A 15,813-nucleotide genomic window follows, 5' to 3' on the forward strand; every position below is an offset into this window, starting at 1 on the left:
TTAAAACATAAACAAAAGTAATTGACAAGTATTTTCAGACCTTTTATGATTGCAATTCCCTATATACTATAAAGTTACACCTACTAAAGCCGTGGAAAACAACTATATAAAGGCTTTATCGCGTTTTAAAAAATTCAAAAAAAATGTTAAAAAACAAATATAATTTTAATAAATACGATCTATTACAGATGAAAATACAAAATAGATTCTGCCTGAACAACCAATACAGCTGGTATACTAAAATATCTAAATCGCTTTTAAAAACGCTATTAGCAGGCTATCTTAATTTATCTATAAGAGCCTTAATTAAGCTTCTTCATTAGCCACTTTTTCTACATCAAAGGGTTTTCCCAGATACACCAACTTAAAATCTTGGCCTATTTCTGGCACTTCCATATTATGAACTGAAATAATATGAAGTTCTCCTTCGTCATCTTTTAAAAACAACGGAATCATATATTTATCCTTACTCGCCATTTCCATAAGGCTTACATAATGTTCCTTATTATCTATTTCTATTTCTTGAATAGCTGGATATTTACGAGTTACCTCAGTTAAATTAATATAATCATCTGTTGGAGAAAACAAACCTTCTTTTGGACTATTCTCTGGACTATTCATTTCGTCAGATGTCACCAACCTATACGATCCATTTTCTCCAAATTCTTTACCAAATTTTTCAATCACATAGGCATTTATATCTGAATTTCCAGTCATTGCCATAATGTAACCAACGTCATTTAATTCAATATTATCCGAAAGCGTATCAGAGTATATATTAGTATTTAAAGCTTCTAGACCTAATTCGTGAGCCTTATCTATATTATTTTGATTGCTATCAATCAATACCACATGTCTTCCGTTAGATTCTAAATAATGCCCTAGTAATCGTGATAATTTTGAAGCTCCAACAATTAAAATACCATTAGATTTTGTTAAGAACACACCAACTAATCGTGCAAATAAACGCGCAGTTGTGGCATTTAATAAAACCGTTCCTAAAACAATCATAAATACTAAAGGTGTAATATATTCTGCACCCTCAACACCTTGTCTCATTAATTTACTTCCAAAAAGTGACGCAATACCTGCGGCAACTATACCACGTGGTCCTACCCAACTTATAAACAGTTTTTCATTAAGATTAAGTTTAGAACCCTGAGTACTTACAAAAACAGCTAAAGGTCTAATTATAAAGACAACAGCAGCAAAAAGAATCGCCGTTTTCCATGTATAAAGCAACAATAAATCATCAATATCAATATTTGCAGCTAAGAGGATAAATAATATAGAAATTAATAATACACTTAGTGATTCTTTAAAATAAAGTAATTCTTTTAAGTTTTCTAACTTACTATTTCCTAACACCATTCCCATAACTACAACAGCTAATAAACCAGACTCGTGTGCAAATAATTCAGATTCTACAAAAACGAGTAATACAGTTGAAAGCGATACGACATTTAACAAATAATGAGGAATCAATTTTTTATTAATTGCAAAAGCCAAGGCATGGGCAAACGTAAAACCAAATGTGGTACCAAATAAAACAATTTTACCAAACTCCATTAAAGCTGTTTTAGTAAAACCACTATCACCACCAACGCTTATAAATTCAAATACCAAAACGGCTACTAAGGCTCCAATAGGATCTATAAGAATACCTTCCCACTTTAAAACGGTAGATACATCTTTTTTAAGAGGAATATTACGTAAAATAGGTGTAATTACTGTTGGTCCTGTGACTATAATAAGGCCTGCAAATAGGAAAGATAAATCCCAACTTAGATTAAAAGTATAACGCGCTACTATACCAGCACCAAAAAACGTAATGGCAGAACCAACGGTAATTAACTTAGTAATTACAGGGCCTACATTCTTTATTTCGGCGCGTTTTAAGGTTAAACCTCCTTCAAATAAAATAATACTTATAGCAAGTGATACAAAATAATAAAGACTATCACCAGGAAATAAACCTTTGGTACCATTCCAAATGGGTTCTATCCATTTAGAACCATCTTCACTTAAAAATTCAGCAGCAATTGGTCCTACTAAAAGTCCGATTAAAATTAAGGGTAAAATTGCTGGTATTTTAAATTTCCAAGCAACCCATTGGGCTAATATTCCAAGAATTATTATTCCGGCTAGTTCTAACATTTATTCTCTTTTTGTGTGAAAATACAAATTCTATTTTTATAGAAAGCTTATCATGAAATTATGAAAGGATTCTATACGAGAATTATTGGTCGTTATCTTCTTGTTTTTCTTCCGATTTATAATACACACGTTTCAAACTCTTTTTTAATAACGTAAACCTATAAACACCTATAATAAAAAAGACCACACTAAATATTATAGCCGTGAGTGCTAAGTATTTAAAATTGGCAAATTCTTTTAATTGATAAAGTGCAATAGCACCCAATAACAAGTATAATGAAGAACGAATATAAGATAAAAGTGTACGCTCATTAGCTAAACGTGTGCGTTCAATAGCTAAATAATCTCGTAAAATAACTTTTTGGTCTGGTTCAAAATCGCGTCCAAATCGTAAAAGTTTAATATTCTTAATTTTTAAAGGTGATTTTGATGTGCGTTTCATTAAAACTTCTTTTTCTCAATCTAAATGTAATTATTTTTTAGAACAGCCAAAAGCCACATTCTTCTTATTTGTTAAATATCCTCTAATTTATTAAGACTAACAACAATTAGTTTTAAAGCTTTTAGTAATTTGCAAGACTATATAAAAATTTCGCAAATGCAATTATATCCAATTCAATCCGGAAATTTTAAACTCGATGGAGGAGCCATGTTTGGTGTTGTACCAAAATCCTTATGGCAACGTACCAATCCTGCTGATAATAACAATATGATAGATATTGCTGCACGTTGCTTGTTAATTGAAGATGGCAATCGCCTTATTTTAATAGATACAGGAATGGGCAACAAACAGAGTGATAAATTCTACGGTTATTATTTTCTTTATGGAGATGATAGTATAGATAAATCATTAGCTGCTCATGGATTTCATCGTGATGATATTACTGATGTTTTTATGACCCACCTTCATTTTGATCATTGTGGAGGCAGTATTCAATGGAATAAGGACCGAACAGGTTATGAACCCGCTTTTAAAAATGCGCACTTTTGGAGTAATGCAGACCATTGGAAATGGGCAACAGAACCTAACAGACGTGAAGTTGCTTCGTTTTTAAAAGAAAACATTTTACCAATGGAACAAAGTGGTCAATTAAAATTTACATCTGTCCCAGACAATCCTATTTTAAAAAATTCCGAATTAGGCTTTGATATTTTCTTTGCCAATGGACATACCGATAAACAAATGATTCCGATGATACAATACAAAGGAAAAACCATTTGTTTTATGGCAGATTTATTGCCAACAGTAGGTCATTTACCATTACCTTTTGTAATGGGTTATGATACCAGACCTTTATTAACTCTTGACGAAAAAGAATTGTTTTTAAATATGGCTGCAGACAACAACTTCTACTTGTTTTTAGAACACGATGCACATAACGAAATTATAACCGTAAAACATACTGAAAAAGGAGTAAGACTAAACGAAACTTTTACAACAAACACACTATTTAACTAAAACACACATGCAATAAGCACCTCATAAACATTACCACCTAAAGGAATGTTTATGAATTGTAAATGGTATGTGACAAATCAATAACAATAAACAAGAACACATGAAATTTAATTACAGATTAATAGCCTATTTAGGATTTTCCGCAACACTTTTTTTAGGATGTGGTAGTACAGGAGAAATTCTTTCTACACCAATCGAAAACATAGACACCTCACCTTTAAAAGTTACAGCATTAACTGATGCAGAGAAAAAAAATTGGGGACACCTAGACCTTGTAAAAGATACTATTCCTGGTATGAGTGTTGACAAAGCTTATGCTGAAATCATTAAAAATAAAAAAGGAAAAAAAGTTATCGTTGCTGTTATAGATTCAGGTATTGATATTGATCACGAAGATTTAAGAAACGTACTTTGGACCAATGAAGATGAAATACCAAATAATGGAAAAGACGATGATAATAATGGCTATATAGATGATGTACACGGTTGGAATTTCTTAGGAGATGCTTACGATGAACAATTAGAATATGTACGTATTTTAGCCTCTGGAGATACTTCAAACCCAAGTTACGAAGCAGCAAAAGCTAAATATGAAGAAGATTACCAATTGTGGTTAGGACGTAAAACACAATACGATCAATTTGCACAAGCTATAAATGGTGCTGACGAAACTTTAACTAAGCACTTAGGGAAAAGTGATTACACAATTGATGAAATTAATGCTATTAAAACAGAAGATCAAGCACTGTCTCAAGCGATTCAAATTGCAAATCAAATGAACAGTAATGGATTATCATTAGCTGAAGCAAAAAAAGAAATTAATAACGGTTTAGAAAGTATTAACGAACGTTTAAACTTTAATTTAAATAAAAACTTTTCGGGTCGTACAACAGGAGATGATATCAATGATTTTTCTGAAATAGGTTACGGAAACGGAAACGTAAAACCGGTAAAAAAATCAGAATCTCATGGTACTCACGTTGCTGGTATTATTGCTGCAGAACGCAACAATGGAAAAGGAGCTAATGGAGTAGCAAATAATGTAGAAATTATGTCTCTTAGAGCTGTACCTAATGGAGATGAATACGACAAAGATGTAGCTTTAGCTATACGATATGCTGTAGATAATGGCGCAAAAGTAATTAATGGTAGTTTTGGAAAGTCGTTTTCTCCACATGCAGATAAAGTGAGAGAAGCTATAAAATACGCATCAGATAATGATGTCATATTTGTACATGCAGCTGGTAACTCTAGTGAAAATGTAGACGTAGCACCTAATTTTCCAGATGATAATGTTGATTTTGTTGAAATATCAAATACTTATATTAGAGTTGGCTCTTTAACATCTAAATACGGATCTAAAATCGTTTCTGGTTTCTCTAATTATGGAAAAAAGAATGTAGATGTTTTTGCTCCTGGTTCTGACATTTATTCTACAACTCCAGAAAATGAATATGAGCCAAATAGTGGAACATCAATGGCATCTCCTGCGGTTGCTGGCGTTGCTGCTTTAGTACGTTCTTACTATCCAAAATTATCTGCTGCACAAGTTAAACAAGTGATTTTAGAGTCTGGATTACCATTAACAACTAAAGTCGTTGTGGGTGGAGATGCTTCTAACGTTAAGTCTTTTTCAGATATATCAAAATCTGGCAGAATAGTTAATGCTTACAATGCATTAATTATGGCTTCTAAATTAAAATAAACATGAAGAATTTTTTATTAAGCTTTTTTGTTATTGCATTAGTCTTTTCTTGTGGCGCCACAGGAAAAACAGTGCAAGATTCTAATCCAATAAAAGCTTCTACAAATAGCTATTGGCAACAACATGTAGATTATACTATGGAAATTGACATGAATGTCAATAACTATCAGTACAAAGGTAAGCAAAAGCTAGTGTACACTAATAACTCGCCAGATGTATTAAATCACGTGTATTACCATTTATATTTTAATGCCTTTCAACCTGGTAGTGAAATGGATGTTCGCTCACGTACTATTAACGATCCAGATCCTAGAGTTGGTGATCGTATTAGTAAACTTCAACCTAATGAAATTGGATATATAAAAGTCAATTCATTATTACAAAACGGAAAAGCTATTTCTTACGAAACTGTTGGTACTGTTTTAGAAGTAAAGTTAAATCAGCCTATTCAACCAGGAGAAAAAGTGACGTTTGATATGGATTTTGATGCCCAAGTCCCAGTTCAAATTCGTCGTTCTGGTAGAAATAATAAAGAAGGTGTTGCCTTATCCATGTCACAATGGTATCCTAAGTTAGCAGAATATGATGATGAAGGTTGGCATGCCGATCCTTACATAGGAAGAGAATTTCATGGTGTTTGGGGAGACTTTGATGTAAAGTTAACTATTGATGCAGCTTATGTCGTTGGTGGTACAGGGTATTTACAAGGTGAACCAACTTTAAAATCTGGAAAGAAAACCCATCATTTTAAAGCGCCAAAAGTGCATGATTTTACTTGGGCTGCAGATCCAGATTATATTCACGATACGTTACAAATGCCAAATGGGCCATTGCTTCATTTTTACTATAAGAAAACATTAGAGCAAAATTATTTAGACAACTGGAAAAAGTTACAATCTGATACTGCTTTATTAATGGATTTCTTTAACGAAAACATTGGAGACTATCCTTACGATCAGTATTCTGTAATCCAAGGTGGAGATGGAGGTATGGAATATGCTATGTGTACATTAATTACAGGCGAACGTAAATATGGAAGCTTATTAGGTGTAACAGCACACGAGTTAGCTCACAAATGGTTTCAATTTTTATTAGCTAGCAACGAATCTAAACACGAGTGGATGGATGAAGGTTTTACAAGTTATATTTCTAATTTAGCTATGAATTCTCTTAGTGAAAATAAGAAATCTAATCCGCTTTCTGGATCTTACAGAGGGTATTTAGCTTTAGCAAATTCTGGAGTTGAACAACCTTTAACAACACACTCTGATCGTTATGCATTAAATGGAGTTTATGGTGCGGCAGCTTATAGTAAAGGTGCTGTATTTTTAGCACAATTAGGCTATGTTATAGGAGAAGACAACTTAGATAAAACCATCAAAAAGTATTTTGAAGATTTTAAGTTTAAACACCCGAAACCATTTGATATTATAAGAACAGCCGAACGCATCACAGATTTAGAACTGGATTGGTATTTTATAGATTTTGCTCAAACTACAAATACAATAGATTATGGAGTAAAAGCTGTAGAAGGAAAAACAATCACTTTAGAGCGTATTGGTCTTATGCCAATGCCTATAGATCTTTCTGTAACTTATACAGATGGTTCAACAGAAGAATTTTATATTCCGCTACAAATGATGCGTGGAGAAAAGCCTACCTCAGCAACTATTATTAAAGATTGGGCCTGGGCAATACCAACCTATTCATTTGAAGCTAAAAAAGCCGTAAAATCGGTTGAGATTGATGCTTCTCAGATGATGGCAGATGTTAATCGTAAGAATAACACAATTACCAAGGAGTAACTTAAGTACTTTAGTGTAATAAACTATTATATACATTATAAAAAAAGCGCAACTTTCGTTGCGCTTTTTCTTTATAAATTAAGTTAGTGTACTTATTTTTTTATCACTTTATAAATATTAAATTGCTGGTTAGACCAAACTTTTACAAAATAAGTTCCAACGTCTAAAGGTGACATATCCAATTGATTTTTAGTGTTTTTTGAAGTGATAAACATTAATTTTTGTCCTAATATTGAGAAAACCTCAATAGACTCAATAGGTATTGCCGAATTAATGTTTAATACAGATTCTGTAGGATTAGGAAATATCTCAATTCCTTCAAGTTCATTCTCTTTCACATTTAAGTTTTCCCAAACAATGGTTTCAATATTAGAAGCTTCAGATTCTCCTTCACTAAATACAGAAGTAATATAGTAATCGTAAGTACCAAAACTTGGAAGCATATCTATGTATGTTGTTTCGGTTGTTGATGCTAAAAATTCGTTATTTCTATAAATGTTATACTCTAAAAAGCCAAATGCTGTTGATGTAATTGTTGATGTTATAGAAATATCCTCATTAACATTTGTATTAACCCATCCTAAACTAGATAAGTTTCCAATGACATAGCTAGTATAGTTAGAGTCTACTATTTTATCAGCATACCAACAACCATCGTTATCATTTGTTCCTTCCATATAATTTCCTGTTATAACACCTGAGTATTGAAAACCTTCATCATAAGTCCATATTACTTGATTATCAATCATTTCCCAAGTTCCATAGTTATCTTCTGATGGAATAAAAAACGTGTAATTCTCATAAAAAATAATTTCTATCTGAGAGTAACTACTATTACAATCGTGATTAAAGTTTAACAACCAACTGCCCGTAAAATTTGCAATTGCTCCCCAATTTAAAGTCACTTCACCTTGTAATTCATCTGTGAGTTCAGCAACTAAAATACCTGGACTTGTAATGTCTAGGGTTGTAAATGTTACTGGTCCAATCCAATTGCTATCTTCTTCACTTGAATTTATACCACAATTTCCACGAATATAAATATCGTAAGTAGTGTCTAGGTCTAAGTTATCTAAAGTATATGGACTTGCATTTAATATTAAACTAGTGCCATCGCCTTGGGTAAAACCTAATGGTCCATATTCTATTTCCCACGTTATTTCACTACCTCCAGCAATCCAACTTAGGTCTGCAGAACTCAAAGACACATTCTCTACTAAAAAGTCTGATACATCAGGACAAATAATAGTCTCACAAATCACCGTAGCATCCCAACCACTGCGCGTAACACTTCCATCTGAAGTAAATCTAAATGTTAAAGCTCCCGAAGGATTATTGGAAGTAAACGAATCTGGAATTGTAGAACCATTGTACTGACCAAGAAAAGGAGCATTAATGTCTAAGCCATCGTAAACTCTTAAATAGTCACAACAGTTTTCTAATTGAAATGAATTAAAACTAACTGTTACACTATTATAACCTTCAGAAGGAGCAATAACTGTTGTAATGTCTTCTCCACTTTGGTAGTTCAAATTTGCTCCTCCTGAATCATAAAAATGATCTCCACTACAAAAGTCTGACATCGTTGTAAAGGTTACTGGTCCTAACCAATTACTATCATCTTCTCCTGAGTTTGCACCACAATTGGCTCTAATATAAACATCATAACTAGTAGACGCATTTAAACCTGTTAAAGTTGTTGGATTAATACTTGTATTTATAAGAGTTCCTGTTCCTTGAGAGAAACCTGTTAAACCGTATTCAAGCTCCCAAGTTGTTTCATTACCAATAGCTGTCCAACTTAAATCGGCTGAATTGAACATCAAATTACTCACTATTAAGTCTATAGGATCTGGACATGTGATAAATTGACATGTAACCGTAGCATCCCAACCACTGCCTGTAACACTTCCATCTGAGAAAAACACAAATGTTAAAGCTCCTGAAGGATGTGACGAAGTAAAAGTTCCAGGGTTTGCAGTTCCTGTAAATTGCCCTAAAAATGATGCATTTATATCTGGGCCATCATAAATATATAAATAATCGTAACTATTTTCTAATTGAAACTCGTTAAAAGTAACGGTAACGCTATTATTTCCGGCAGAGGGTGCTATAACCGTAGTAATATATTCTCCACTTGAGTAATCACCATCTAAACCACCAGAATCATAAAAATGATCTCCATTACAAAAATTAGCTGCTGTAGTAAAACTTAAAGGACCTATCCAAGCACTATTATTATCACCTCCACATTCAGATCTTACATATATATCATAAGTTGTAAACGAGTTTAAACTACTTATGCTATATGGATTATTAGAAGTTAAAACACCAACACCTGTTGGTAAATCGCCATCCTCAACAATCTCTATTTCCCATGTGGTGGCATTACCGTTTTCTAGCCAGCTAACTTCAACAGAATCTGACATGATATCAGTTATAAGTATATTACTAGGGGCAACACAAAGCGTAATAAATTCATTAACATTAGAATAGTCGCTTATTCCACAATCATTTACACTTTTAACTCGCCAATAATAAACCGTACTGTAATCTAATCCTAAGACATTGTATGAATTAATTAGAGTAGTTTCGGATAAAACTATTGTATTAAAACTAGGATCTAAAGCTATATCAATGTTATAACTAGAGGCATTAATGTCTTCTTGCCACGTAAAAATGCTATTAACATCTACAGTGGTTTCATTATTCTCTGGAAATTGAAGCGAAGGTGCTAATAAATTAACATCATAGAGTTCTAATGTAATTATGGAGTTCTTTTGTGCAGAATCTGAAGTTCCGTTTATTGTTATATCATAAGAACCATTAGCAACTAACGCCGTATTACTTATAGTAATTTGTATATTAGTATTGTTACCTGATGCAGACGGTTGGCTAAAAGTAGCTGTTACACCTGCCGGAAGATTTAATGCTGAAAAAACAGTAGTTTCATTAAATCCTAGAAAGGTGTTATATGTAAAATTATAAACGGCATCGTTTGGTTTACAAACCGTCATATTTGATTCTGTAAAATTCATTACAAATTCAGATGCTTGTACTTCAAAATTAGAACTATTAATAGCATAAAAAATACTGTTTGCACCTCTAACCATAACTCTTGCCTCTGTTGTGGTTGGAACGTTTGGAATATTAATTATTTCTGACCCATCATTTGCTATCCCTGTTGCTATTGTGTAAGGATATGTAAAACCTCCATCAATAGATAAGAAAATATCAACTTCAGTAGCATTTACAGGAGCCACATTTGTATTAGCAACATCCCAAGTAACTGTTGTATTTTCTCCTACATTCCATACTTCGTTTGTCGTTTGAGACGTTACAATAAAAGGGCCTGCCGTATCGGTAACAGTAACTGTCATTTCATCTGAAGCGGTTTGTCCTACACTTGGATTATTATCTCTAACGGTAAGAACAAAATCCATTGTTCTTGCTACAGAAGGTACAACCTCCCAAGTTGGTGTTAAGTTACCATTAACGACATCTGATAATTGTGGCATATAACGGTTAGGACTTTCTACAGGAAGCTTTGAACGAAACATAGGGCCAAATTGCCTTGTTGGTTGTGGAGTATCACTACTAAAAGGGTTTTCTGGATCGTTTTCTTCCCAACAAAATGAAATTTGGTCTCCTTCAGGATCACTTCCTGTGCCTTCTAAAATAAATGCTGTTGACATAGGAATCGTAAAATCGTTACCTGCGCTAACAATAGGAGCAGTATTAGTTAATCCTGTAAGTTGTGCACAAGAACTATCATTTATAGTCCACTGCGCAACATCTCTAATATCTACATAATTAAAATAATCATCCGGATTATCTTGTACGCTAGGTGAACAGATACCAGCATATCCCATTATAGAACTCCCACTACCTGGTTCTACTTCTTGAAGTTCATTAGAACTTCTACAATTTAAGGTACTTTGCACATGCCAGCCACCATATTGATGTCCAAACTCATGACTTGCAATTAAATTAAAATGATCAGAATTAGGGTTGCTATGTACTGTATATGCACTTCCTTTAGAACCTGTTGTACATACACAAGCAATACAACCTGCGTTTCCGTATATAGAACCTTCATAGGCAAATAAATGACCTATATCATAATTAGAATCACCAATAATTGTATCTATTGTATTTTGAATTATTAAATTATCAACATTGTAAGGATCTGTAAAAGTATCTAAGAAAATTATCGCATCATTATTTGAAATTAACTGCATAGTCACTCCAAAATCTCTTTCAAAAATACCATTGATTCTCGTTAACGATTGGTTTATTGCAGCTAACACCTTTCCTTTTCGTTCTTCATCTGTTGTTTCAAAACCATCAAGATAGAATTGCGAATATTCTCCAGTTGTTGATATAGCCGCTCTGTAAAGTCTTAAATGACTATCATTTGCATTTCTATTTGTTAAACCAGATGATGTTATTTCTCTTCTTGCCGATTCTATGGTGGTACATTCAAAATCTGAACTTGACTCATCCAATTCATTTCTTGAAAAAACAGCATAAACACCATTATTATAATCTAATGGCTTTATAAGTGTTGTTGGTCTATCGAGATTAAAAATAGAAACGGATAATCCTAATGAAGGTGAATAACTAATACGCGCAGTAGCCCCATTATTTATACCTTTTCCAATATATGCTTTTATTTGAGGATATTTTGCTTCTAGTTCTGGATGAAAATTTGAAGCTTCAAATAGTTGATAGCTATTTAATTCTCCTTTTTCATTAGGTAAAGAAATCACTATTTGAGATCTTTTTTGTGTTAAGCGGTTAGGAGCCTTTTTAAAAAAATTAAGCAGAGATGCAGTATTTAAATTAAACTCTATATGCTCTAAAGGAACTTCATCTTTTGTAATATTTGAGTGTTTTGTTACGGTTTGAAACCAATAAGAATCTTGTGCGCTTATATTTATAGATAATACTATAAATACTATAAAAGCGAAGTAGTTTTTAGACATAAAAGTAGGAAAGGTTAGAATGGTGCGATTTAGTTTTCTCTCAAATATAGATGCTTTTGAAATAAAATGCTTTCAAAAAAAGTTTATTAGACGAAATGCTTTATAAACAGACCATGTGCATCTTTTATATACATTACCTTATAATTTAATAACTTACAAGGCCTAAGCACTACCTGTAGCTGTTAATTTATATCTATAATTGTCCTATGAGTTACAAATTAATCCCTAATAAGCACACCTTAGAGCTAATAAAAGCATTAATATGTGTATAAATTCGCATCAAATAGATGTGGTTTTCTATTTTTGCTAAATCGGATTTATATAAATGAGCTTTAAATATTCAAAAAAAGATAAATTAAAAAGCAAAAAGCTAATCGAACAGCTTTTTACAGAAGGAAAAGCAGTAACAGCTTACCCACTAAAATTGGTATATCTTAAAACCGAATTTGAAGATGGATCTCAACTTAAAACAGGTGTTTCTGTAAGTAAGCGTTTGCACAAAACAGCGGTTTCTAGAAACCAAATAAAACGTTTGTTACGCGAAGCTTACAGACTTAATAAACCATTATATTTTAACAATAGTTCTGCGTCTTTTGCGTTTATGATTTTGTACCTTAGTAAAGATGGAACAACTTTTGATAAACTAAATGATAGTATGAAATTATTGTTTAGGAAATTTACCGACAAAACTTCTAACAAATGAAAAAACTCCTACATAAAAAAATAATACTTCCAGTGTTGGCTGTGCTTATATTTACTAGCACTACAGCATTTAAAAACGATTTTTTTGAAATTGCTAAGCAAATAGAAATATTTACAACGCTTTTTAAAGAAATTAACATGAATTATGTAGATGATACTAATCCTGGCGACTTAATGGATACAGCCATTAAAAGCATGTTAGACGATTTAGATCCTTATACACAATTTTACAACGAACAAGATGTCGAGGCCTCTAGAATTAATAATGCAGGCGATTACACAGGTATTGGAGCAAAAGTATTAACCTTAAAAGATAAATTGGTAATCGTTGAACCTTACCAAGGTTATGCTGCAGATAAAGCTGGTCTTAAAGCTGGTGATGAAATTATTAAAGTAGATAAAGTTGCCGTAGCAGATTTTAAAGAAGATGCTGCAAATTTATTGCAAGGAGCTTCAGGTACTGAAGTTTCTTTAGTTTATAAACGTCAAGGAAAAACTAATACGGTAAAAATTATTAGAGAATCTTTAGAAATTAAAGCAGTCCCACACTACGCTATGGTAGATGAAAAAACGGGTTATGTTGTGTTAAGAAAATTTAATGATAAAGCGTCTTCCGAAACAATTAGAGCTATTAAAGCATTAAAAAACCAAGGAGCTACACAGTTAATTTTAGATTTAAGAGGAAATCCTGGTGGTTTACTTCACGAGGCTGTTAACGTGACTAATATTTTTGTTCCTAAAGATCAGTTGGTGGTAACAACTAAATCTAAAGTAAAAAAATATAATAAAACTTATTATACCAAACGCGAACCTATTGATACACAAATTCCATTAGTGGTTTTAATAGACGGAAGAAGTGCTTCTGCAAGTGAAATTGTATCTGGTGCTTTACAAGATATGGATCGTGCTGTGGTAGTTGGTACAAGAAGCTTTGGAAAAGGTCTTGTACAACGTCCAAAACCACTAACGTATGGTACACAAATGAAAATTACTATTTCTAGATATTATACTCCATCTGGCCGTTGTATTCAAGCATTAGATTATTGGAATAGAGATGAAAATGGAAAAGCTACAAGAACTCAAAAAGAAAATTACAATGCCTTTAAAACTAAAAATGGACGCGATGTTTTTGACGGTGGAGGTGTACAACCTGATATTGAAGTAGAATTTGCAAAACAAACACCAATTACTAAAGCAATATCAAATGAAAATTTAGTATTCAACTTTGCAACCAATTATTATTACAACAATAAAGTTGAAAATCTAAACAGCTTTGAGTTTTCCGATTCTGACTTCAAAAAATTTAAAAACTATATAAAAACAAGTGGTTTCAATTTTGAAACTAAAACTGAAAAAGCCTTAACAAACGCCATTAACGTAGCAAAAGAAGAAGAGCTTGATGCTGTAATTACATCAGAATATGCTAACTTAACTAAAGCATTACAAGCCTATAAATCTAATGCTATTGATGAAAACAAAACGCAATTAAAATCATTACTTACAGACGAAATTATTAAACGTTATTTCTACAGTGAAGGTTTATATACCTATTACACTGCTCACAATGCTGAAATTAAAAAAGCCATAAATATTCTTAATAATCCGCTACAATACGCAAGTATTTTGAGATAGAAATTTATTTTTTTTATATTTAACATCATAAATGTTTTCTGTAAGTAAGAAAATTATAATAAAATGAGACCCCTAATTATCCTTTTATGCCTATGCTTTCAATTCTCTTTTTCTCAAAAAGAAATGAAACACGAGGTTTATTTTGAAACTGATCAACACGATATACCAGAAACAGAACACAGTAGGTTATTACTTTTTCTATCTACAATTGAAGATATTGATATAGAAAAAGTTACAATTTATGGTTTTACAGATGATAGAGGTAGTGATAATTATAATCTCGTCTTATCTCAAAATCGTGCAGATGCCATAAAAGAAGTGTTTTCTAATAACGAATTTGATGAGTCTAAAATGACCAATGTTGATGGAAAAGGTAAAATTTTAGTCAATATTATTCGTGAAGATGACCTTAATAAAATACGAGGTTTAAATCGTAAAGTTGAAATCATTGTTACTCCTGTCTATCCTCCAAAGGAAAAAGAAGAAAAGCCTGAAAAAAATAATCCAGAAGACTTGTTAAAAGGAGATTTAAAAGAAGGAGATAAAATATTACTTGACAATTTACTATTTAGAACAGGCTATAGTTATTTAACAAAAGACTCGAAAAAAGTACTAGATAAAATTGCTGAAATATTAGCAGAACGTACTAACATTTACTTTACTATTGAAGGCCATGTATGTTGTACTCAAGGTAATAGAGATGCTGTAGATAGAAAAACAAAAAAACGTAATCTTTCTGTTGCGCGCGCTAAGTATATTTATGATTATTTAGCAGACAAAGGAGTAAAACATTACCGAATGAAATATGTTGGTATGCGACGTAAAGCTCCTTTGGGTGGTGAGCCTGAGTTAGATAGACGTGTAGAAATCTTAGTAACTAGAATTTACGATAAATAATAGTTTGTTTTCCTTAGTAAATAATTAAGAACGCAACATAGCAATATGAGGAATACCATCTTCGAGATATTCTTCTCCTACTTCCTTAAAATCTAAATTATTATAAAAACGTTTTAAATACGTTTGTGCAGAAATTCTAATGATGGTTTCATTATAATAAGTTTTAATAGCCTCTATAGAAGCGTTCATTATTGTATATCCATATTTATATTGCCGTTCTTTTTGTTCTACTACGACTCTACCAATACTAGCTTCTTTAAAATAATCTCCAGGTTTAAAAATTCTTGTATAAGCAACTAATTTTTCATTTTTATAACCTAAAACATGAAGTGCCTTTTGATCTTTACCATCAATGTCTTGATATACACAATCTTGTTCTACTACAAAGACTTCACTTCTTAATTGAAGTAAATCATATAACTCTACTATAGAAAGTTCGTTAAAAGCGCTTATTTTAGTTGTTATCAT

General features: G+C 32.1%; 10 protein-coding genes. 6 read left to right on the plus strand and 4 right to left on the minus strand.

Annotation, left to right across the window (positions count from 1 at the left end; all coding sequences use genetic code 11):
* Positions 1–306: 306 nt before the first annotated feature.
* Positions 307–2,157, minus strand: a complete 1,851-nt coding sequence (locus tag VDP25_RS08060) for a cation:proton antiporter (protein ID WP_334468568.1) — start codon at positions 2,155–2,157, stop codon at positions 307–309.
* Between the two features lie 82 nt (positions 2,158–2,239).
* Entirely contained in the window at positions 2,240–2,560 is a 321-nt protein-coding gene (locus tag VDP25_RS08065) for a DUF202 domain-containing protein (protein ID WP_215927401.1), read from the minus strand.
* 195 nt (positions 2,561–2,755) lie between these two features.
* Here VDP25_RS08065 and VDP25_RS08070 point away from each other — a divergent pair, with 195 nt between their 5' ends.
* The 3 genes from VDP25_RS08070 to VDP25_RS08080 all read left to right on the plus strand — a co-directional run bounded on the left by VDP25_RS08070 (position 2,756) and on the right by VDP25_RS08080 (position 7,126).
* Positions 2,756–3,616 carry an MBL fold metallo-hydrolase gene (locus VDP25_RS08070; protein ID WP_334468572.1) on the plus strand — a complete coding sequence of 287 codons (861 nt, stop codon included), beginning with the start codon at positions 2,756–2,758 and terminating at the stop codon, positions 3,614–3,616.
* Positions 3,617–3,716: 100 nt separating this feature from the next.
* Positions 3,717–5,321, plus strand: a complete 1,605-nt coding sequence (locus tag VDP25_RS08075) for a S8 family peptidase (RefSeq protein ID WP_334468574.1) — start codon at positions 3,717–3,719, stop codon at positions 5,319–5,321.
* A 2-nt stretch (positions 5,322–5,323) separates the two neighbouring features.
* Positions 5,324–7,126: a M1 family metallopeptidase gene (locus VDP25_RS08080; RefSeq protein ID WP_334468576.1), complete on the plus strand. Its 1,803-nt coding sequence runs from the start codon at positions 5,324–5,326 to the stop codon at positions 7,124–7,126.
* 92 nt (positions 7,127–7,218) lie between these two features.
* Here VDP25_RS08080 and VDP25_RS08085 read toward each other — a convergent pair whose 3' ends face one another.
* On the minus strand, positions 7,219–12,114 hold the full coding sequence (locus VDP25_RS08085) for a reprolysin-like metallopeptidase (protein ID WP_334468578.1): 4,896 nt from the start codon (positions 12,112–12,114) through the stop codon (positions 7,219–7,221).
* Positions 12,115–12,439: 325 nt separating this feature from the next.
* Here VDP25_RS08085 and rnpA point away from each other — a divergent pair, with 325 nt between their 5' ends.
* The 3 genes from rnpA to VDP25_RS08100 all read left to right on the plus strand — a co-directional run bounded on the left by rnpA (position 12,440) and on the right by VDP25_RS08100 (position 15,345).
* The gene (gene rnpA / locus VDP25_RS08090) at positions 12,440–12,817 is read left to right on the plus strand and encodes a ribonuclease P protein component (RefSeq protein WP_334468580.1); all 378 of its coding nucleotides are present in this window, start codon (positions 12,440–12,442) and stop codon (positions 12,815–12,817) included.
* Positions 12,814–14,448, plus strand: coding sequence for a S41 family peptidase (locus tag VDP25_RS08095; RefSeq protein WP_334468582.1), 1,635 nt, complete (start codon positions 12,814–12,816; stop codon positions 14,446–14,448). Before rnpA ends, VDP25_RS08095 begins: the two co-directional genes overlap by 4 nt.
* Positions 14,449–14,571: 123 nt before the next feature.
* Entirely contained in the window at positions 14,572–15,345 is a 774-nt protein-coding gene (locus tag VDP25_RS08100) for an OmpA family protein (protein ID WP_252723659.1), read from the plus strand.
* A 24-nt stretch (positions 15,346–15,369) separates the two neighbouring features.
* Here the strand turns inward: VDP25_RS08100 and VDP25_RS08105 are convergent, their stop codons facing one another.
* Positions 15,370–15,813, minus strand: coding sequence for a GNAT family N-acetyltransferase (locus tag VDP25_RS08105; RefSeq protein WP_334468585.1), 444 nt, complete (start codon positions 15,811–15,813; stop codon positions 15,370–15,372).

The sequence above is a fragment of the Winogradskyella sp. ECml5-4 genome (assembly GCF_036903175.1).
GTDB classification, from domain to species: Bacteria; Bacteroidota; Bacteroidia; order Flavobacteriales; family Flavobacteriaceae; genus Winogradskyella; species Winogradskyella damuponensis.